Source organism: Sulfitobacter sp. SH22, assembly GCF_965641905.1.
In the GTDB taxonomy this organism is placed as follows: domain Bacteria; phylum Pseudomonadota; class Alphaproteobacteria; order Rhodobacterales; family Rhodobacteraceae; genus Sulfitobacter.
Map to the genome: position 1 here is coordinate 299,426 of NZ_OZ282573.1, position 21,378 is coordinate 320,803.

The following is a 21,378-nucleotide window of genomic DNA, read 5'->3' on the forward strand; positions in this document are numbered from 1 at the left end:
CCAGCGCCATGCCCGATACATCCCTTTTGATCCAAATGATCGTGCTGATCATGTTTATCGGGGCCTTTGCGGGGGTTCTGGCCGGGCTGTTGGGCGTGGGCGGTGGCATCGTTCTGGTGCCCGCATTCTTCTATGCGTTCCAAACTCTGGGCTATGACGGGCCGCAGTTGATGCAAATGTGTCTGGCAACGTCGCTGGCGACGATCATCGTCACCTCGCTTCGGTCGGTGCACAGCCACAACAAGAAAGGTGCCGTTGACTGGGACAACCTGAAGACATGGGCACCGGGCATTGTGATCGGGGCCGTGATCGGGATGCTGACCGTTGCCCAGTTGCGCACCTCGGTGTTGCAGGGGATTTTCGGCGGTCTGGCCCTGATTGTTGGGTTTTATATGGCGTTTGGCCGGTCTGAATGGCGCTTGGGGCAGGCGATGCCAAAGGGCATGGGCCGCGCGGCGCTGTCGCCCTCTGTCGGGTTTCTGTCGGTGCTGATGGGGATCGGCGGCGGAAGCTTTGGGGTGCCGCTGATGAGCCTGTTCAATGTCCCGATCCACCGCGCGGTCGCGACCGCAGCGGGATTCGGCGTTTTGATCGCTGTGCCGTCAGTGATCGGCTTTCTGATGGTTGCGTCACCTGAAAACAGCCCGCCCCTGACCATCGGCGCAGTCAACCTGCCGACCTTTGTCATCGTGATTGCAATGACCCTGATCACCACGCCCTTGGGGGTCAAACTGGCCCATGCGATGGACCCAAAGCCGCTCAAGCGGGTGTTTGCAGTGTTCTTGATTCTCGTGGCGCTGAACATGTTGCGCAAATCACTGGGTTTCTGATCTGCGGTCCTGCATCTGATGCCCTTCACAGCGCAGGGCTGCCCAAACTCCGGGCTGTTGTGCCAAATTTCGAAACAATGCCCGGCATTGGTTCACAATTACGCGTAAATTCCTCAGTTCTGCCCCAATCTCGCCTTAACTTGGGGGTTAGTTAAGAAAATCGGAAGCTAGAAATCCGACAGATGAGCCACGAGACAGAATCAGCGTGGCTCTTGATTGAGAGACAGAGCAATGACAGCGAAACTTGACACCAGAGGCGCAAATGTAATCGCCTTTACGCCAAAGGCCCCGGTATGCGGCGCTTGGACAGTGGCACAGCATTTTCAGGCGTCAGGCCATGTTGTTCCGGCAAATGACAACTATGGCCCCTACAAATGCGAAGGCGCACAAACCAGTGAACTGTTGCTGGAATTCCTGTACGGCGTCGCGCAGTAACCGACCTAATCTTGCTGTCTGGCCAGTTTAGCGGCCCGACCACCGCGCCGTTTTGAATGCGCGCCCGCCCGCGAGGGCAGTTCAGCCATCACCTGACGCCGTGCCTGCGGTGTCATCCGCGACCAGCCGCCAATTTCGTCGATGGACCGCAAACAGCCCGTGCACAGCCGCGTTTCGGGATGCACGACGCACAGCTTGATGCAGGGGCTCTCGATCTCGTCCCGTTTCCAGATATTATCCGTCACCGCATGTCTCCTTGGCTGCGCAAGACGCGCAAACGGTCCAGTACACCTTGCAGAATATACCCCGCCGCCACGTGATCGATCACCTCGGCGCGACGTTTGCGTGACGTATCCGCCTCCAGCAGCGCACGTTCTGCGGCAACAGTACTAAGCCGTTCATCCCAAAAGCCGATCGGGATATCGCCCAGCTTGTCGAAATTGCGCGCAAAGGCGCGGGTCGACTGGCAGCGTGGCCCCTCTGATCCGTCCATATTGCGCGGCAACCCAAGGATCAGCCCGCCAATGCGCCGGTCTGCGATGATCTCGGACAGGCGGGCGGCATCAAGGCCGAACTTCTTGCGTCTGACGGTTTCAAGCGGGGTCGCGACGGATAAAAAGCTGTCGGTCACCGCAACGCCGATGGTTTTCTCGCCCAGATCAAGCCCGATCAGGGCCTGCATGGGGGGCAGTGCTGCGGCGAACTCTGTGATGTCTTCGTAAATCATTGTGCAAGATTCGCCCGTTCGCCGGCGCGTTTGATCACGTCCGTTGCGGTTGGATCGTCGGCAAACACCTCGATCGCGTTGTCATAGATCGCCTGCGCGCGGTCGGTCTGACCCAAAACGCCAAGGCTGGAAATCAGCCGCGCCCAATCCTCGACGGGCCCACCTTGGGTGGCCAGCCGCTCTGACAGACCTTCGACCATAGACCCGATCATCTCCATCCGTTCGGCGGGGGTCATGTCTTGGGCTGCCTCAATATCGTCCTTGGACGGGCCGGGCAGGGCACTGCCGCCTATGTCGGGAATGGTGTAATCGACACCCGCCAGATCAGCGACGGGTTTGATTTGTCCCAAAATCGGTTCGATCCACGGCGCATCCGCAGGCCCGCGGCGCAACAACCCGTCCCAGATCCGGAACCCCTGATCCGGACGCCCGGTCTGGATCAACATCAACCCCCAATAATAGCTGGCAGTCCCGTTTTCCGCATCGCGGGTCAGCACGGCGCGCAAGACAGCTTCGGCTTCGGGCGACACATATCCCCCCGCAGCCATGATCAACAGCTCGCCATAATTCACGACCTCTTCGGTCGTCGCATCGGGGCCCTTCAAACGCACCACAGCAGATTGCGCATCAGCCGCAGCCGAGAAATTGCCCACCCGCGCTTCGTTTTGCGCCAGCAATGTCTGGCCTTGCACATCATTGGGCCGCTTTGCCACGGTTTCACGCAATTGCGTCAGCAAGGCTTGGTATTCCGGGCTCAGCTCCGGTGCTACCGTTACCTCGGGCATGCCCGCGATGGCATCGGCCTGACTGGGGCGGGTTTCGCGCAGGGTCTTCGCAAAGGCGATGCGGTCCTTGAGCGCCAGATCACCGTAGCCCGGTGCGCCCAGTCTGGAATACATAAACAAACTGCCCCCGACCAGCGCCAGCGCAATCACGGCCATCAGCGGTTTTGAGGGTGCCCCCCCGGCCTGCATCTGCGCCACGCGACTGGTATCTGCCGCCAGAATCCGCCGCGAGATTTCAGTCTTGGCGCGTGCCGCGTCTTCGGTTGAAAGAACACCGCGGGCCACTTCGCGTTCCACCTCGGCCAGCTGGTCGCGGTACACTTGCAGGTCGTGTTCACCCCGTGTCGGTCCCGGTACCGTCGCCCCCCGCCACAAGGCGCGGGTCAGCAAAACGGTTACAAGCACGGCACCAGCAGCGGCAATGATCCAAAAGTTCATGAGGGTAGGGTCCATTCATTCAGTCGGACGCACATCTAAACCGTGTTGGGCTGCGACAAAAGAGGCCATATTGCAGCACCCTGTTCAATGATTTGTCCGATTGCAGGGTATGTCGTAAAACTGATACATAATGCCGCGCAGGGTATCCTCTTTTTTGCCTGCTCACCCAGAAAGAACTCAACTGCGCGCAAGCGTGCGAATCCATGCCGGGGACCGTCTTTATGAAGAAGTATTCAGCCTTTGCCATCGCCCGCGAAGCGTTGCGCCACCATACAGGATGGACACGGGCATGGCGCGATGCGCAGCCCAAGAAACGCTATGACGTGATCATCATCGGGGCGGGCGGGCACGGGCTGGCCACGGCCTATTATCTGGGCAAGAACTTTGGCATCACCAATGTCGCGATCCTTGAAAAGGGCTGGCTGGGCGGCGGCAACACGGGGCGCAACACGACGATCATCCGCTCCAACTATCTGCAAGACCCCTCAGCGGCGATCTACGAAAAGGCCCGCAGTCTGTACGAAACCATGAGCCAGGATTTGAACTATAACGTCATGTTCTCGCCGCGTGGGGTGATCATGCTGGCACAAACCCATCACGAGGCACGCGGCTATCAACGCACCGCCCACGCCAATGCGCTGCAAGGCGTGAAGACAGAATTCATCGGCCCCGAAAAGGTCAAGGAACTGGTCCCGATCATCAATATCAACGGCCCGCGCTATCCCGTCTTGGGCGGGCTATGGCAGGCCCGCGGCGGCACGGCACGCCACGATGCGGTGGCCTGGGGCTATGCGCGGGCGTGTTCCGACATGGGCATGGACGTGATCCAGAAATGCGAAGTCACCGGCATCCGTTCCCAGGGCGGCAAGGTCGTGGGCGTTTCCACCAACCGCGGCGATATCGATTGCGATAAACTGGGCATGGTGGTCGCGGGCCATTCCGGCCATCTGGCGGATATGGCGGGCTTCCGGCTGCCGATCGAATCCGTTTCGCTTCAGGCGCTGGTGTCCGAGCCGATCAAACCTTGCATGGATGTGGTCGTGATGGCCAACACGGTGCATGGCTATATGTCGCAATCTGACAAAGGCGAGATGGTCATCGGCGGCGGCACCGACGGCTATAACAACTACACCCAACGCGGGTCTTTCCATCATATCGAGGAAACCGTGCGCGCGTTGATCGAAACCTTCCCGATGGTCTCGCGCCTCAAGATGTTGCGGCAATGGGGCGGCATCGTGGATGTGACGGGCGACCGCTCGCCGATCCTCAGCAAAACCCCGGTCGAGGGCGTGTTCATCAACTGCGGCTGGGGCACCGGCGGCTTCAAGGCGATCCCGGGCTCGGGCTGGGCGATGGCCGAACTGATGGCCAAAGGCCGCTCGCCGCTGACGGATGCTTTCGGATTGAACCGCTTTCAAGAAGGCCGGTTCATCGATGAATCCGTCGCAGCAGGGGTTGCGCACTGATGAAACGCGTACCCGTTGCTGACCTACTTGGCTGGACCGGAATATTGATGTGGTTTCTCACATCTATTTATCTAGCAAAAACGGGAAACGGCGACCTGTTTGCGCGGATGGGATCGGTCTCAGTTGCACTTGCGCTAATCTATTTCGGATTGCTTTCTCGTCCTATGGCGGCACCGTATGGGTATCACAAACAAAACGCTTTGAACGCTAAAATACAGGACAAAAATAGTAGAGGTGTTGGCTTAGCACTGGCAAGAACAACGCTCCTTGCACATTCTTTTAAAGTATTAGCTAAATCTAAGGATAAAGAACTTTCTCCAGAAATTGAAAGCATGCTTGGACCGCTTGACCATGCGAAAGCGGTTGTCGCACGAGACGAACTGGCTGAACATCTGTCTTTCGTTCAAAAGATCGATGCCGGTGAAAGTCAAGCGGAGTACCTCGACGCTTCCGCAAATTCGGTGAGTGTAAATCTCAGGCGAACAGAAGTATTCGTTGCATTTGTTGGTACCCTTCAATGGGGTTTTGGTGACTTATTCTTTATGTCGGAGCGTTTGCCATGATAACGTTGATCAACTGCAACTCTAAGGTTCCCGAAGAAAGACTTGACCTTTACGGACGCGAAGAAACGTATCTGATGCGGAATGGTCGATCGGTGTTCTCGCCTCTAATTGCAATTTGTCAGAAATTCCGGAACCATTCCGGCGCTCACGGTGTTGTGTCCTCATACAGATACAGAGTTTATGAAGGACGAGTAAAATGGCTAACCCTGACAACAATCAAGCACCCCACACCACTGTCAACAAAACCAGCGGAACCGGATCGGGCATCATCATCGGCATCCTTGCCGTGCTGGTTATCGGCTTTGGTTTCTTTTTCTTCTCGGGCGGCGATCCGTTGGATAACTCCAGCGATGTCAACGTCACGGTTGAAGGCGCAGGCGATGCTGTCCAAGGTGCTGCAGAAGCCGTCGAAGGCGCTGCAGAAACCGCGACAGGCAACTAAGCCCGCGACACCAAACATTTTTTTACCGACCAAAGTCGATCCCGTCACCGGGGTCGGCTTTTTTGCGTCCCGCGCAACCTTCCCAAGGAGCGTCCCATGCTGATCCTGACCTGTCCCAATTGCGGCATCACCGCCGAAGAAACCGAATTTCACGCAGGCGGCGAAGCACACCTGACCCGTTTTGGCCCCGGTGCCTCGGATGACGATTTTGAGCAATACCTGTTCATGCGCGACAACCCCAAGGGCGTGCATTTCGAACGCTGGCGCCACGTCTATGGCTGCGGCAAGTGGTTCCATGCGGCCCGCGATACCATGACGCTGGAAATCTTTGGTACCTACACGGCCCAGACCAGCACGGTGCCCCAGGATATCATCGACAAAATAACCGACCGCCGCCCCGACTGGCAGCCCCCCGAGACCGCGTAAATGCCGCTGTTTCATTTTGCCAAGAAAACTCCCGCCGGAGGCTCCGACGCCTGCCGCAAACACCAAGGTTTGAACTCATGAGCACCAGAATTGCCACAGGCGGCCGCCTGCTCAACAAATCCAACGCTGTCAATTTTTCGTTCAACGGCAAACAGTTGCGCGGATACGAAGGCGACACGCTGGCCTCGGCACTGCTGGCCAATGACCAGATGCTTGTCGGTCGGTCGTTCAAATATCACCGCCCCCGCGGCATTGTGGCGGCAGGCCCAGAAGAGCCCAACGCGCTGATGAACCTTGGCCGTGGTGGGCAGTTTGAACCCAACCAGCGCGCCACCACGACCGAATTGTTCGACGGTCTGGAGGCCGCGAGTCAGAACCATTGGCCCAGCCTTGAATTCGACGTGGGCGCGATCAACAAACATCTGTCGCGGTTCCTGCCTGCGGGATTTTACTACAAGATGTTCATCCATCCGCGCCCGTTCTGGAAGCACGTGTATGAACCGATCATCCGCCATTCCGCCGGTCTGGGCAAAGCGCCGAAAGAAAAAGACGCCGATAGCTACGAACATTTCCACGCCTTTTGCGATGTGCTGGTCATTGGCGGCGGTGTCGCGGGGCTAGAGGCCGCGCGCACCGCAGCGCTGGCCGGTGCCAAGGTGATCTTGCTGGAACAAACCGCCCATTGGGGCGGCCGTGCCCCCGTCGATGGTGGCACGGTCGAAGGCGCTTCGGTGGCGTCCCACATTGACGCGCTGGTCAGCGCCTTGTCGGGTATGGAAAACGTCCACATGCGCACCCGCGTGATGGGGGCAGGGGTCTATGATCACGGCTATGTGCTGGGCTATGAAAGCCTGAAAGACCACGCGCCTGCGGCCCAAGGGCCACGCCATCGTTTGTGGCGCATCCGTGCGGGGCATATCATCACGGCAACCGGCGCGATCGAGCGGCCTTTGTCCTTTGCGGGCAATGACATACCGGGCGTGATGCTGGCGGCTGCGGCACGTGATTATCTGGTCAATTTTGGTGTCTCTGTTGGCGATCGCACGGTTGTTGTCACCAATAACGACGATGCTTACCGAACGGCCATCGCCTTGGTCGAAGCAGGTCTGACAGTGCCCGCGATCCTTGACGCCCGTGTACTGCCCGAAGATTCCGCCCTGATGGCGCGGGCCAAAGCCTTGGGCATTCGCGTCATGATGGGCCACGCGGTGTCGTCGGTCAAAGGCGGCAAGCGTGTGACGGCTGTGACTGTGTGCAGCCAGGCGGGCGAAGGCGCGGTGTTGGAAACCATCGAATGTGATGCGGTTGCCATGTCCGGTGGCTGGTCGCCCGTGGTGCATCTGTGGTCCCATTGCGGCGGCAAGCTGGTGTGGGACACAAACCTTGCCACGTTCCGCCCCGATGTGAACCACCCGCCGATCGGTGTGGATGGTCTGGGGTTTGTGACAGCGGCGGGTGCTGCGGCGGGCTTCTTCGGGCTGGATGACATCCTGCACGATGCCCATGCCGCGGCAGATGGTGTTGTCACCACTTTGGGCTTCAAGCTGCCCGTTGATGCCGTGTCGCCAAATGCGGACCGCCAAGAGGAATCCCCCCTGGCCCCGGTCTGGATGATGCCCCACGGTGCCAACGTCAAACTGCGCGAAAAGACGTGGCTGGATTATCAGAACGACGTCAAGGTTTCCGATGTCCGTCTGGCCGCCCAGGAAGGGTTCGTCAGCGTCGAACATACCAAACGCTACACCACCCTTGGCATGGCCACGGATCAGGGAAAGCTCAGCAATATCAACGGTCTTGCGACCCTTGCGGGGGCCTTGGACGCCGATATTCCGACTGTGGGCACGACCACCTTCCGCCCACCGTATCACCCCATTTCCATGGGGGCGATCGGCGGCGAGGCGCGCGGTGATGTGTTCCAGCCGCTGCGCCGCACGCCCATGCACGCCTGGCACGAGGCCAACGGTGCCGAATGGGAACCTGTCGGCCATTGGCGCAGACCCTATTCCTATAGCCGCCCCGGCGAGACGACCCATGACGCCGTCATGCGCGAAGTCACCAACACCCGCACCAATATGGGCCTGCTTGATGCATCGACCCTCGGCAAGATCATCGTCAAAGGGCCGGATGCGGGCAAGTTCCTGGATATGCTCTACACCAATATGATGAGCACCCTGAAACCGGGCAAATGCCGCTATGGTCTGATGTGTTCGGAAAACGGGTTCCTGATTGATGACGGCGTGGTTGCGCGCATCGATGACGATACTTTCTTGTGCCATACCACGACGGGCGGTGCCGACCGTATCCACCAGCATATGGAGGAATGGCTGCAAACCGAATGGTGGGATTGGAACGTCTATGTCGCCAATGTCACCGAGCAATATGCGCAGATCGCCGTGGTCGGCCCCAATGCCCGCAAGTGCCTTGAAAAGCTGGGCGGGATGGATGTCAGCAAAGACGCGCTTGGCTTTATGGAGTGGGTCGATGGCGAGCTTGGCGGCTTCAAATGCCGGATCTACCGGATCTCGTTCTCGGGCGAGCTGAGCTATGAAATCGCCGTGGACGCGGGCGTAGGCCAGGCCTTCTGGGATGCGCTGATGGTGGCGGGCCATGATCTGGGCGTGATGCCTTATGGCACTGAATGTCTGCACATTCTGCGCGCCGAAAAAGGCTTTATCATGATCGGGGACGAAACCGACGGCACCGTGATCCCGCAGGATCTGGGGCTGAACTGGGCGATCTCGAAAAAGAAGGAAGACTACCTTGGCAAGCGCGCCCAAGAGCGCAGCCATATGGTTGATCCGACCCGCTGGAAACTGGTGGGGCTTGAGACGACCGATGGCAGCACCTTGCCCGATGGCGCTTATGCGGTGGGCGAGGGCGTGAACGAGAACAACCAGCGCAACATGATCGGGCGGGTCACATCGACCTATCATTCGCCAACGCTGGGCAAGGGCATCGCGATGGGTCTGGTCCTGAACGGCCCTGACCGCATGGGCGAGGTGCTGGAATTCCCCGGTACCGACGGCAAAACATACAACGCCAAAATCGTCGATCCGGTGTTTTACGATAAAGAAGGGGAGAAGCAGAATGTCTGAGCCCATTAGCGCGCTGAACGGTGCCACCTACACGCAAGGTATCGCAGAGATTTCCGCCCTTGATCCGATTGGCATGATCTCGATCCGGGGTGATCTGGCGGCGGGTTACCTGAAAAAACCGCTCAAGAAGATTGCCGGCGTCGATATCCCCGCCATGCGCAGCATCAATATGATCGGGGGCAAAGGTATTGCCTGGATGTCGCCCGACGAATTGCTGCTGATCTGCCCCTATGCGGATGTGGCGGCGAACCTTGAGGTCTTGCACAAATCCATCGGCAGCAATCACGCGCTGGCGGTGAATGTGTCCGACGCCCGCGCCGTGTTCCGCCTGAAAGGCGCACATATCCGCGAGGTTCTGGCAAAGCTGGCCCCTGTCGATACGTCGCCGGACGCCTTTGCCCCCGGCATGATCCGCCGCACCCGTCTGGCGCAGGTCCCTGCCGCGTTCTGGATGGTGGACGGTGACACAGCCGAACTGGTCTGTTTCCGCTCGGTCGCGCAATACGTGTTCGATCTGCTTAAAACCGCAGCGCAGCCCGGTTCCGAGGTAAAGTACCACAGCCACTAGGCTGTGGCCCGCCTGCCTGCCGGATCGCGCAGAAAAGCCCATGGATCAGGGAACATAAGGCCGGTTTGACATGTTGGGTTCCCAAGACGTTAGGTGAAACCCGCCTGAATGGTGTGTCTTGGGGGGACGATCTTTGTGTCCTGCCCCTTGACCTTAGGCCACGACGGGCTTCATGTGACCCAGATGAAATCAATCAACGGAGGCCCAAATCATGGCTTTTTCACTTCCCGATCTTCCCTATGCCCACGACGCCCTTGCATCCAAAGGCATGTCTGCTGAAACGCTGGAATATCACCACGACAAGCACCACAACGCCTATGTCGTGAACGGAAACAAGGCGATTGAAGGCACCGAATGGGCGGACAAGTCCCTCGAAGAGATCATCAAAGGCACCTATGATCCCAAAGCTGTCGCGCAAAGCGGCATCTTCAACAACATCAGCCAGCTTTGGAACCACAACCAGTTCTGGGAAATGATGGGTCCAAAAGGCAATGCAATGCCCGGCGATCTGGAAAAAGCGATCGTCGAAAGCTTTGGGTCCGTGGACAAGTTCAAGGATGATTTCAAAGCTGCAGGCGCGGGCCAGTTCGGTTCGGGCTGGGCGTGGCTGGTCAAGGATACAGACGGCGGCCTGAAAGTTACCAAAACCGAAAACGGCGTGAACCCCGTCTGCTTTGGTCAGACTGCATTGCTCGGCTGTGACGTGTGGGAACATTCCTACTACATCGACTTCCGCAACGCGCGTCCGGATTATCTGACAAACTTCCTCGACAACCTTGTCGATTGGGAAAACGTCGCCTCGCGCATGTAAGCGAGCGACCGTTTTAGAGTTCAAGCCCTGCAAACGCCGTTTGCGGGGCTTTTATTTGGCGCTGCCCGTGCCTTGTACCGCCACTGTCCGAGACAATTTTGCAACATCGGAAGTCGGCGGGTTTCTGACCATTAATGCCTGATCTTGGGGCATTGATGGCGCAAAGTCAGCCCATCGTCAGGGTCGCCTTTCTGGTGCCAGCGCTCCGCGTCCCCTAGGGTTTGCGCACTCGCACAGTTCCGTAAAACCGACACCGCACCAACAAGCAGATTGTGGATCGTTGGGTGAATTCCTTAGAAGACGGCCCACGACCCTGCCTTTGTTGCGTTAATCAAACGCAGTCTTCAACGCCGCCAGCGCGGATGGCGCATCGGGGACCGAGACGAAATAATCCAGCAGCGATTTATCCGCAAATCCATTGGCAACGACATGGTTCAGCAACTGCACCAAGGGGTCCCAGTAACCGTTTGTATTCACAAGGATAACAGGCTTTTCATGCAGCCCAAGCTGCCGCCATGTCAGCACCTCGAAGAGTTCGTCCAATGACCCCGCACCGCCCGGCAACACCACCACAGCATCACAGTTCATGAACATGACCTTTTTGCGCTCATGCATGGTTTCGGTGACGATATATTGGGTCAGATCGGTTTTCCCGACCTCCCATTTGACCAGATGTTCGGGGATCACGCCAAAGGTCACAGCACCCGCATCCTGGGCCGCGCGGGCGACCGCACCCATCAGGCCGACATCCCCGGCACCGTACACAAGCCGCCAGTTGTTATCGGCCAGCCCGCGGCCAACGGCCTGCGCATCCAGAATATATTCGGGGTCGGCACCGGGGCGCGATCCGCAATAAACGCAGACGGATTTTTCAAACATGGCAGGGTCCTTGTCAGCAAATGTGAAACTGCGATGCAGCTCTATTTTGACCCTTGTTACCCTGCTTGATACAAGGTCTCAATGCGGTGCGTTCAAAGGGAAAATGGTTATGTCGGTGTTCCAGTCACGTAATGCTCGGGTTTTGGGCGGGGTTGCTGCGGCAGCGATTGTGGTTGTGGCCGCGTATTTCTTTATCAACCGCGCCTATCCGGTCGTGGAAGTCGCGATGCCAGCGCCCGAGGTGACGCCCGAGGCTGCGCCGCAAACGGTGGCAACACCCCCCGCAGCCGCGCCAGAGCCGGCGGCCACCGCTGAAACGGCTGAAACTGCCGTGCCCCCCCAAACACCCAGCTTTGACGAAGTGCGCCGGGAGCCTGACGGCATGACGGTTATCGCGGGGCGGGCAGAACCGGGCAGTGCGGTCAAAGTCATCAGCAACGGGGCCGAGATCGCAACGACAACCGCCGACAGCGCAGGCAAATTCGCCACACTCGCGATCCTGCCGCCCGACGGCAAAGGGCAGGTGCTGAGCCTTGAGGCCGCAGTGCAGGAAACAACCGTCCAGTCGCTGGACGAGGTTATCCTTGCGCCACTATCACCGGCACCCTTGGCAGCGCCCGTTGTAGCCGAAACGGAGCAAGCGGACGAAGTAACCCCAGCAGCGCCCGTTGAACCCCAGCCCGATGCCGTCGCCGCCCAGCCTGCAACCGTTGAACCGACCCCCCTGACCCAGGCACCCGATGCACCCGCGCCGCAGATCGCGCTTTTGAAATCGACCGCAGACGGGGTTGAACTGTTGTCTGACGTGCCCCCCGAAGTCACGGGCAGCATTGCGCTGGACACGATCACATATTCCGAACAGGGCGAAGTGCGCCTTGCGGGCCGGGCCCAAACATCGGGCACCAATGTGCAGGTCTATCTGGACAACGCGGCAGTTGCGAAACTGGACGTTGACGAACAGGGCCGCTGGCGCGGTGACATCGAAGGGATCAATACCGGAATCTACACCTTGCGCGTGGATGAACTGGACCAGGGCGGTCAGGTCATCAGCCGTGTCGAAACCCCGTTCAAACGCGAAAGCGCCGAAACACTGGCGCGCGCCACCGCGAATTACGATGGCCCGATCAAGGAAGTAACCGTGCAGGAAGGGGCCACGCTTTGGGCGATTGCCCGTGAGCGCTATGGCGACCCGACCTTGTATCTGCGCGTGGTCGAGGCAAACCGAGACTCGATCCGTGACCCCGATCTGATCTATCCGGGGCAGGTTTTCGATCTGCCTGACTGATACAGGGCTGATGTCGCGCCGGCCCGCCGCAAGATCAATTTGACCATCGCACTGGCAACCGCCTGACTTGCGGCCTATGTTGTGATCCTAGCATTTCAGGATCATTCATGTCAGCCGATACCGCCCGCGCCCAGACCGGTGCCAATAAATCCCCCCATGCCCCGATGACCGAAGAAGAAATCGCCGACGCAGCCGAGCGTCAGTCGAACATGTTGGTTATCAAAAAGGTCGCACCTTACCTGTGGCCCGAGGATATGCCTTGGGTGAAAAGGCGCGTCGTTTGGGCGATGATCTTTCTTGTGGTGTCCAAGCTGATTTCGGTCCTCATCCCTGTTCTTTACAAAGGGGCCGTTGACGGTCTGGCAAACGAAGGCGTGCCGCTTTTGGCGCTTGGCGCGATTGGTCTGACCATCGCCTATGGTATCGCGCGGGCGATGAATGTGGGCTTTCAACAACTGCGCGATGCGGTGTTTACGCGGGTCAGCCAGCGGGCGTTACGGATGCTGGCGCTGGAAACCTTTCAACATATTCACAAACTTTCGATGCGCTATCACATCACCCGCAAAACGGGCGGTCTAAGCCGGATCATCGAACGCGGTGTCAAAGGCGTTGATTTCCTGCTGCGTTTCTTGTTGTTTTCCATCGGCCCGCTGATCCTTGAGCTGTTGATGATCGGCGTCATTCTGACAGTGCTGTTCGATTTCTGGTATCTGCTGGTCGTGGCCGTGACGATCGCGCTTTATGTCTGGTTTACCTTTGCGGTGACCGAATGGCGGGTCAGGCTGCGCCGCCAGATGAACGACCAAGACACCGACGCCAACCAAAAGGCGATCGACAGCTTGCTGAACTATGAAACGGTCAAATATTTCGGCGCGGAATCCCGCGAGGCGCAGCGCTATGACACCGCGATGGCAGGCTATGAAGAAGCCGCGATCAAGACAAACGTTTCACTGGCCTTTCTGAACTTTGGCCAATCCTTGCTGATCACGTGCGGCTTGGTCGGTGTGATGGTCATGGCGGCGATTGGTGTGCAGGACGGCACGCTGACGGTCGGTGATTTCGTCATGGTGAACGCCTATATGGTCCAGATCACCATCCCGCTCAACTTTCTTGGGACGGTTTACCGCGAAATCCGGCAGGCGTTGGTCGATATGGGGCAGATGTTCACCTTGCTGGATCAACCTGCTGAAATCACCGACAAACCAAATGCGCCCGACCTCAAGGTCGATGGCGGGCGGGTCACGTTGCGTGATGTGCGCTTTGGCTATGATCCGGACCGCGAGATCCTCAAGGGGGTGTCCATCGAGGCAGCACCGGGCGAGATGGTGGCAATTGTCGGGTCGACGGGGTCGGGTAAATCCACCATCGGGCGGCTGTTGTTCCGCTTTTATGATGTGCAAGGTGGCGCGTTGTTGATCGACGGGCAGGACGTGCGCGACGTGACCCAGACAAGCCTTCACAAGGCCATTGGCGTGGTGCCCCAAGACACGGTGCTGTTCAACGACTCCATCGGCTATAACATCGGATACGGGCGCGACAACGCCACCCAAGCCGAGATCGAAGCCGCTGCGAAATCCGCGCAAATCCATGATTTCATCCAAAGCCTGCCCAATGGCTATGACACGGCTGTGGGCGAAAGGGGCCTCAAGCTGTCGGGCGGTGAAAAGCAGCGCGTGGGGATTGCACGGACATTGCTGAAAAACCCGCCGATCCTGTTGCTGGACGAAGCCACCAGCGCGCTGGACAGCGAGACAGAACACGAGATTCAGGACGCCCTGCGTCAGGCGGGCAAGGGGCGCACGGTGCTGACCATCGCGCACCGCCTGTCCACCGTCGCCGAAGCCGACCGGATCGTGGTGCTGGAGCAGGGCGAGATCGTGGAGCAAGGCAGCCATGACGATCTGCTGGCCCGCAATGGCCGCTATGCGCAACTGTGGCAGCGCCAGCAATCCGAGGATGCTAAGTGATCTGACCGGTGTGATCGGGGCAGGGGGCACCGGCCTTTGTGGTCGGTGCCATTTCGCGATCAAATTTCAGGCAACGGCCTGCCAGCGTTAGGCTGTCGTCCCGCCACACACGGGCTTGTGCAATTGCGCACAGCTCTGTCCCTTGAAACTTATTGTTTGCGTGATAATTAAAATCAGACGTTGCTGCATTGCAGAAATTTGCAGCGGCGCAGGTCTATACCCAATCCAAAAAGGAACGCCCATGCAAACCGGAATGCTCCGTACTGCTCTCATTCTTGGTCTGATCTGTGTGACCGGTCCCTTTGCCATCGATATGTATCTGCCCGCCTTGCCCGCAATCGAAGCCGCACTTGGCACGTCGGTATCGGGCGCGCAGTTGACATTGGTTGCCTATTTTCTGGCCTACGGGGCGTCGCAGTTGGTCTATGGCCCGCTGTCAGACCAGATCGGGCGCAAGAAAACCTTGATAATCGGGATGAGCATTTTTGCCGTCGGGTCCGTTGTCTGCGCAGCCGCCCCGTCAATCGAAGTGCTTGTGCTGGGCCGATTGATCCAAGGCATGGGTGGCGCAACGGTGATGGTGATCCCGCGGGCGATCATCCGCGATATGTACACCGGCGCACAGGCGACGCGTTTGATGGCGACGATCATGCTGGTCATCTCGATTTCCCCGATGCTGGCCCCGTTGGCGGGCAGTGGCATTGTGGCGGTGGGCAGCTGGCGTGAAATCTTTCTTGTGATGGGGATATTCGCGGGGCTGAGCCTGACGCTGGCCCAAGTAACGCTGCCCGAGACATTGACGCCGGAACGCCGCCGCAAGGTGAACATCAAGGAATTGTCGCGCAGCTGTGGCATCTTGCTGCGTGATCCGGTTTTTGTCGGCCTGACCTTTATCGCGGGCTTTGGCATGGCCAGCTTTTTCCTTTTCGTATCAAGCGCATCCTTTGTTTATACCGGCCAATATGGCCTGACGCCGACGCAATTCTCACTGGCCTTTGCGTTTAATGCGGTCGGGTTTTTCATCGCCACCCAGTTGGCGGGGCGTCTGGCGGATAAATGGGGGCTGGCCACATTGATCGGGCGCGGGGTCATCGGCTTTGCGACCTGCGCGACCGTTCTTGCCATGCTCGAACTGGCGGGTTTCCAAGGCATGTGGCTGCTGCTGATCGGCCTGTTTCTGGCCTATGCCTTTTTGGGCGTGGTGATCCCTTCGGCCATGGTTGCGGCTCTTGATGCCCATGGCCGGCGCGCGGGTATGGCATCGTCGCTCAGCGGCAGCATGACCATGCTGACCAGCGCCATTTGCATCGGGCTTTCGACGCCGTTCTTTGACGGGACGGCCTTGCCGATGGTGGTCAGTATCGCGCTTTGCGGGTTGGCGGCGGTGGCCTTGGTGATCGTGACCATGCCGAAACTCAGGCAGCAGCAAACAGACCTTGCCGCTGCTGCCTAAGCTTTACTCAGCGGCGCGCAGTTCAGCCGACGCGCTGGTTGCCGCCGCCGGGGCAGGGTCTTCGCCCCAGATCAGAATATCCGTCTTGAGCCGCTGTGCGTCCTTCTCCAGCGCCCAGTCCTGCGCTGCCTTGCTGGCACGGCCCAGCGACATCTTGGCCAAAAGCTGCGCGATCCAGCGGGCATAGGTCGTCGCCCACACGCGCACCGCCAGCAGGGATGGCGTCACCATCAGCGTCAGAACCGTCGCCACGCCAAGGCCAAAGACAACGGCGGTGGCCAGCTGTTTCCACCACAGGGCGGTGGGGCTGTCGATGGTGTAGCCGCCATTGGCGAAATCAAGGCTCAGGCCGAACATCATCGGTGCAAGCCCCGCCATCGTCGTGATGGTGGTCAGCAGAACGGGCCGGATACGGGCCTGCGCGGTGCGAATAATCGCCTCGATCCGCGGCATGTACTGGCTGAATTCCTGATAGGTATCAATCAGGATGATGTTGTTGTTCACAACAATCCCCGCCAGCGCGACAATCCCCGTCCCCGTCATGATGATCGAGAACGTCTGATCCATAATTAGCATCCCGATCAGCACCCCGGTCGTGGACAGAACCACCGCGACCAACACCAGAACCGAGTTATAGATGCTGTTGAACTGCGCCAGCAGAATGATGAACATCAACCCCAAGGCCGCCGTAAAGGCAGAGCTCAGGAAGGCCTGACTTTCGGCTTGATCCTCTTGGTCGCCGGTCCATTCGGTGCTGACACCGGCAGGCAAGGGGTTGGTATCAAGCCATTTTGTGATCTCGGCAATGCGCTCATTGGCGTTGATCGGCACCATCCGCAGGCTTGCCTTGTTCAGCCCGTCTTGCAGATCAACACCTGCGGCCGCGACGGTGCGGTTGGTGATCTTGAACCCTGCGCCGTCGATGGCGGTGATGTCCGCATCCGCCGCAGCAGGGCGCATGGTGGCAAGGGTGGTATCCGTTTCCTCGCCATTGATCACATCGGTTTTCACCAGCTTCATCAGGCCTGGGAACACATCGGCCTTGATATCAAGGTGGCGCTTTTGGTCGACGCGGTTGATCTCGGCCAGTTTGGGGACCGGCTTGCGGGTGATAAAGTTCGACAGCGGGATCAACCCGTCAGCGGTGCGCACCTTGAGGGTATCAAGGGTGCTGAGCACGCGGTCGGCTTCGGGCAGGCGGACCCTGATCTCGATCTCTTCGTCCGAGGTATCGACCCGCATGGTATCCAGCAACAGCCCGCGTGTGACGAGTTGCACCATCGCCCCGACTGTCAGAACATCGGCCCCGTATTGACCGGCTTTGGCCACATCAACGTCGATCTGCCAGTCAATGCCGGGCAGGGGGCGTGTGTCTTCGATCAAGGTCAGACCGGGGGTTTTGTTGAACTCGTTGCGCGCCTGTTCGGTGGCGACGACCAGATCCTCGAAACTGTTGGATTTCAACCGCAGATGCACGGGCTTGCCCGATGCGGGGCCACGGGCCTGCGCCAGAATTTCGATCTTGATCCCCGGTATCTGGCTCAGCTGCTCGGTCAGTTCGGCAATCACGATGTCGCCGTCCAGTTCAGGCTGCAAGGCGCGGTCTTCCCAGGGGATCGTTTCCAGCTGGATCTGGCCAATGCTGTCCTTTGGGGTCTGCGCACCGCCGGTGTTGCTGTCCAGCCCGCCCTTGCCCGCAAAGGCAAACGCGGTCGACACACCGGGATGGGCCAGCACGATGTCTTCGGCCTGCTTCATCACGGCGTCTTTTTCGGTCAACGACAGGTTGCCGCGTGCCAGAACATAGACGATCGCCTGTTCAGGTTCGGATTCAACAAAGAATTCAACGCCCTTGTTGTTATTGCCAAAGAAAATCATCGTGGTGCCGACAAAAACGAACACCACACCGATCACGACCAAAGGCATGACCGGATTGCCTGCAATCACCTCGATCACGCGGCCAAAGCGGGACCGGCGATAGCCAGCGTGGATCACATCAGGGGTTTTGCGAAACAGCTTGGAGGTGACCCATTTGCCGCCGCGCCCCATGCGGGTGAACAGCGCGAAAAAGCTGATCAACCCCAGCATCGCCCCCGACAGGCCCAGGGCCACCAAAGCGGCAAGCGCTGCAATGCACAGGAACACCACCGCAAAGGCGGGGATGACAGACCCAAGGATATCCAGCCCGTCCATCGCGCCAAACTGCGCCGAGATCACGGCGAACAGTGGCTGCATCAGCGCCATAGGCAGCGCCACCATGACAAAGGCCACAGGGATCAGCAGCAGATGCAGGTACAGGCGCAGGTTCGCGATGGCGGTCATGTTATCGGCCATCCAGCGCTCAAGCCGCCCGGTGACACCGCCCAGAACCGGCAGATAGACCAAGGCAACCACCAGCGATGCCGACAGAACAAAGATCAGCGTGACCGGCAACATGCCCATGAATTCACCCGGCACACCGGGCCAGAACAGCATCGGCAGGAAGGCACATAGCGTCGTCGCCGTTGAGGAAATGATCGGCCAGAACATACGCTTGGCGGCCGTCACATAGGCCTGCATCGGGCCTTCGCCTTGTTGTTGGCGGGCATCGGCATATTCGACGACCACAATGGCCCCGTCGACCAGCATCCCCACGGCGAGGATCAACCCGAACATCACGATGTTCGAGATCGAAATGCCCATGAGTGCGAGGAACGCGAAACACAGCAGGAACGAGGTCGGGATCGCAAAACCGACCAGCAGCGCCGCACGGATACCAAGCGCGGCAAGCACCACGATCATCACCAGCGCCACAGCGGTAAAGACAGAGCCCAAAAGCTGCTGCACCATACTGTCCACAATACGGCTTTGATCATTGGAAGTGCCGATTTCCACAGCCGCCTTCAGCCCCTCAGGCCAGTTGGCGGATTGCTCGGCCACGACTTCTTTGACGCGGGCCGAGGTGTCGATCAGGTTGAAACCTTTGCGTTTGACCACCTGCAACGCCAATGTTTTTTCGCCATTAAAGCGGGCGGTGCCTTCACGGTCCTCGAAGGTCAGGTTGATCGTTGCCAGATCGCCCAAGGTCACCACACGGTCGCCATTGGTTTTCACCGGCAGGTCGTAAACATCGCGCGGGTCGTCAAAGGACGACGGAATCTTGACCGAGAACGTGCCTTGATCGGATTGCACTTCGCCCGCTGCAATCAGCTGGTTGTTGTTCTGAACGGTGTTGATCAATTCGCCCGCCGTGACGTCATAGGCCTCCAGCCGCAAAGGGTCGATCAAGACCTCGAGCATCTCGTCGCGGTCCCCGGCAAGCCCGGCTTCCAACACCGCATCCATGCCTTCCAATTCATCCTGAAGTTCCCGCGCGACACGGGCCATCGTGCGTTCCGGCACGGGGCCGGTCAGATTGACGATAATGATGGGGAATTCGGAAAAGTTGATCTCGCGGATCGAATATTTCTCATACCCTTCGGGGAATTTCCCTTCGGCCGTGCTCATCGCGTCGCGCACATCGGCCATAATACGGGTCTTGTCCCAGCCGAATTCAAACTCAAGCGCGACACCGGCGTAATTCTCGGCGGCGGTGCCGGACATGGTTTTCAGGCCATCCAGATCGGACAGTTCTGTTTCCATCGGTTTGACCAGCAGGGTTTCACTGTCGACAGCGGAAATGCCGGGGAACTGCACCGATACGAACAGGGCAGGGATTTCGATGTCCGGCTCGCCCTCTTTGGGCAGGGTCGAATAGGCATAGCCGCCCACCACAAGGCTGAGCAGGATAAATGCCATAACCATGCGGGCACGGCCGGCGGCCCAATCGACGATGCTGCTCATTGGGTGACCTCGCGGTAGGTCGGCGCAACGGTCACGCCTGCGGTCACATATTCCTGCCCCAACACGATCACGTTCGACACATGCGGCAGACCCATGACCCAGATGCCCTGCGGGGTGTCGCGGATCAATTCGATCGGGACAAAGCCCACCACATCCGCGTCGTCAATCACACGAACACCAAGCGTGCCGTCATCATTCAGCGTCAAAGCGGATTGCGGCAGCAAATGCGCATCCACACCCGCCGAAGAAATGGCGATTTCAGCCGTCTGACCGTCACGGATGCTCAGGTCGGCGTTTGGCACGTCGATCTCGATGCGGAAGGTGCGGGTCGATGGATCGGACGCGCGCGAGATAAAGCTGACCTGACCGATGATTTCACGGTTACCAGCGGCCAGCCGCGCTTGGGCAGGAGCCCCCAGCGTGACGCGGTCGACTTCGGTTTCGGGCACAAAGCCGACCAGTTTGATCGGATCGAGCTGGATCACACGGGCGCACAGGCTGCCCTTTTGCAGCAGGCTGCCCAGTTCGGCGGTGTCGCTTTCCAGCAGCCCGTCAAAAGGCGCGGTCAATGTCAGGCGGTTGATTTCGGCCTCGGCCCCGGCGACGGCGGCATCCGCGGCTTCGATGCCGGCCTTTGCGGCGTTCAAACCTGCCTCGGCCGAGCTAAGGCTGGCGCGTGCGCTGGCCACGGCCGCCTGCGCTGTTGCCAGCTGGGTTGTCGATGAAAACCCGCCCTGGCCCAGCTTTTCGGCCGCGTTCAGCTTGATCAATGTCTCGTCCAGCCGGGCTTGGGCCTCGGCCACGCGTGATTCCGCTTCTGGCACGCGGGATTTTGCCTCGGCAAGGCGGGCCTCGGCCTCGCTTTTGGCCGCACCGCGGGTGCCCAGATCAAGCGCGCACAGGGTTTCGCCCGCCACGACATTGGCCCCTTTGCGCAGCGGCGGGGATGTCACCACAGCCGAGGTTTCGGACGCCACATCGACGGTGCGTGCAGCAGCGGTTTGGCCCCGCACGATAACGGCTGAATCCAGCTGGCGGGCCGTGCTGCGCAGCACCACGACCTTGACCAGATCTTGTTGTGCGATCTGGGACGGGGCGGGGGTGCCGGTCAGCGCGGGGGCGTTATCGGTAACACCGTCTGTTGCTGTCGCCGTCGAAACCGCCACATCGCCGGTGCGGCCCAACAATTTGTCGCGTTCAAAAATCGCCATATACATCAGAACGGAAACGACAATCGCCGCAAGAATTGGAAAAATACGCATAATGTGCCTTTGGCCTGTCGGAATGGAGTGGTCGATAAATCAGTCAAAAAATTTGTTAGGACATATCATGTCAAGTGACCAGTTCACATTGCCGTTTTCAAGCCAACTGTGACGCTGTTACCGG

18 protein-coding genes are annotated in these 21,378 nt (G+C 59.1%); 12 read left to right on the forward strand and 6 right to left on the reverse strand.

The window, feature by feature from the left end:
* The first annotated feature begins 8 nt into the window (after window positions 1-8).
* Complete coding sequence (locus ACSQ13_RS03530) at window positions 9-830, forward strand: sulfite exporter TauE/SafE family protein (RefSeq protein ID WP_295512533.1); 822 nt, start codon at window positions 9-11, stop codon at window positions 828-830.
* A gap of 231 nt (window positions 831-1,061) precedes the next feature.
* Complete coding sequence (locus ACSQ13_RS03535) at window positions 1,062-1,265, forward strand: hypothetical protein (RefSeq protein ID WP_176248401.1); 204 nt, start codon at window positions 1,062-1,064, stop codon at window positions 1,263-1,265.
* Between the two features lie 5 nt (window positions 1,266-1,270).
* On the opposite strand, the gene ACSQ13_RS03540 is transcribed toward ACSQ13_RS03535, so the two are convergent.
* Genes ACSQ13_RS03540 through ccmI form a run of 3 tightly spaced genes read right to left on the reverse strand, consistent with a single transcriptional unit; the run spans window position 1,271 to window position 3,215 of the window.
* Entirely contained in the window at window positions 1,271-1,510 is a 240-nt protein-coding gene (locus ACSQ13_RS03540) for a DUF1289 domain-containing protein (protein WP_176248400.1), read from the reverse strand.
* On the reverse strand, window positions 1,507-1,992 hold the full coding sequence (gene ruvX, locus ACSQ13_RS03545; RefSeq protein WP_295512536.1) for a Holliday junction resolvase RuvX: 486 nt from the start codon (window positions 1,990-1,992) through the stop codon (window positions 1,507-1,509). Before ruvX ends, ACSQ13_RS03540 begins: the two co-directional genes overlap by 4 nt.
* A complete protein-coding gene (gene ccmI / locus ACSQ13_RS03550) occupies window positions 1,989-3,215 on the reverse strand; it encodes a c-type cytochrome biogenesis protein CcmI (protein WP_176248398.1) in 1,227 nt (408 codons plus the stop codon). The genes ruvX and ccmI overlap by 4 nt, the downstream gene beginning before the upstream one ends.
* A gap of 221 nt (window positions 3,216-3,436) precedes the next feature.
* Here ccmI and ACSQ13_RS03555 point away from each other — a divergent pair, with 221 nt between their 5' ends.
* The 7 genes from ACSQ13_RS03555 to ACSQ13_RS03585 all read left to right on the forward strand — a co-directional run bounded on the left by ACSQ13_RS03555 (window position 3,437) and on the right by ACSQ13_RS03585 (window position 10,586).
* Window positions 3,437-4,681, forward strand: coding sequence for a sarcosine oxidase subunit beta family protein (locus ACSQ13_RS03555; protein WP_176248397.1), 1,245 nt, complete (start codon window positions 3,437-3,439; stop codon window positions 4,679-4,681).
* Window positions 4,681-5,244, forward strand: coding sequence for a hypothetical protein (locus tag ACSQ13_RS03560; RefSeq protein WP_295512537.1), 564 nt, complete (start codon window positions 4,681-4,683; stop codon window positions 5,242-5,244). Before ACSQ13_RS03555 ends, ACSQ13_RS03560 begins: the two co-directional genes overlap by 1 nt.
* A 196-nt stretch (window positions 5,245-5,440) precedes the next feature.
* The gene (locus ACSQ13_RS03565; protein ID WP_176248396.1) at window positions 5,441-5,686 is read left to right on the forward strand and encodes a hypothetical protein; all 246 of its coding nucleotides are present in this window, start codon (window positions 5,441-5,443) and stop codon (window positions 5,684-5,686) included.
* Between the two features lie 96 nt (window positions 5,687-5,782).
* Window positions 5,783-6,112 (forward strand): sarcosine oxidase subunit delta, encoded by a 330-nt coding sequence (locus ACSQ13_RS03570; protein WP_295512538.1) that lies wholly within the window; start codon window positions 5,783-5,785, stop codon window positions 6,110-6,112.
* A gap of 77 nt (window positions 6,113-6,189) precedes the next feature.
* Window positions 6,190-9,207 (forward strand): sarcosine oxidase subunit alpha family protein, encoded by a 3,018-nt coding sequence (locus ACSQ13_RS03575; RefSeq protein ID WP_295512540.1) that lies wholly within the window; start codon window positions 6,190-6,192, stop codon window positions 9,205-9,207.
* On the forward strand, window positions 9,200-9,775 hold the full coding sequence (locus tag ACSQ13_RS03580; protein WP_295512542.1) for a sarcosine oxidase subunit gamma: 576 nt from the start codon (window positions 9,200-9,202) through the stop codon (window positions 9,773-9,775). The genes ACSQ13_RS03575 and ACSQ13_RS03580 overlap by 8 nt, the downstream gene beginning before the upstream one ends.
* A 211-nt stretch (window positions 9,776-9,986) precedes the next feature.
* Window positions 9,987-10,586, forward strand: a complete 600-nt coding sequence (locus ACSQ13_RS03585; protein WP_295512544.1) for a superoxide dismutase — start codon at window positions 9,987-9,989, stop codon at window positions 10,584-10,586.
* A 327-nt stretch (window positions 10,587-10,913) separates the two neighbouring features.
* On the opposite strand, the gene ACSQ13_RS03590 is transcribed toward ACSQ13_RS03585, so the two are convergent.
* Window positions 10,914-11,465, reverse strand: a complete 552-nt coding sequence (locus ACSQ13_RS03590; protein ID WP_176248391.1) for a TIGR00730 family Rossman fold protein — start codon at window positions 11,463-11,465, stop codon at window positions 10,914-10,916.
* Window positions 11,466-11,574: 109 nt separating this feature from the next.
* Between ACSQ13_RS03590 and ACSQ13_RS03595 the strand changes: the two genes are divergently transcribed.
* The 3 genes from ACSQ13_RS03595 (at window position 11,575) to ACSQ13_RS03605 (ending at window position 16,170) form a co-directional block, all read left to right on the forward strand.
* Window positions 11,575-12,750, forward strand: a complete 1,176-nt coding sequence (locus ACSQ13_RS03595; protein WP_255200071.1) for an Ig-like domain-containing protein — start codon at window positions 11,575-11,577, stop codon at window positions 12,748-12,750.
* Between the two features lie 164 nt (window positions 12,751-12,914).
* On the forward strand, window positions 12,915-14,717 hold the full coding sequence (locus ACSQ13_RS03600) for an ABCB family ABC transporter ATP-binding protein/permease (RefSeq protein ID WP_176248627.1): 1,803 nt from the start codon (window positions 12,915-12,917) through the stop codon (window positions 14,715-14,717).
* A gap of 253 nt (window positions 14,718-14,970) precedes the next feature.
* Window positions 14,971-16,170 carry a multidrug effflux MFS transporter gene (locus ACSQ13_RS03605; protein WP_255200070.1) on the forward strand — a complete coding sequence of 400 codons (1,200 nt, stop codon included), beginning with the start codon at window positions 14,971-14,973 and terminating at the stop codon, window positions 16,168-16,170.
* Window positions 16,171-16,173: 3 nt separating this feature from the next.
* On the opposite strand, the gene ACSQ13_RS03610 is transcribed toward ACSQ13_RS03605, so the two are convergent.
* Together ACSQ13_RS03610 and ACSQ13_RS03615 are read right to left on the reverse strand one after the other, a co-directional pair.
* A complete protein-coding gene (locus ACSQ13_RS03610; protein ID WP_176248389.1) occupies window positions 16,174-19,992 on the reverse strand; it encodes an efflux RND transporter permease subunit in 3,819 nt (1,272 codons plus the stop codon).
* Entirely contained in the window at window positions 19,989-21,254 is a 1,266-nt protein-coding gene (locus ACSQ13_RS03615; RefSeq protein ID WP_295512545.1) for an efflux RND transporter periplasmic adaptor subunit, read from the reverse strand. The genes ACSQ13_RS03610 and ACSQ13_RS03615 overlap by 4 nt, the downstream gene beginning before the upstream one ends.
* Window positions 21,255-21,378: the final 124 nt, after the last annotated feature.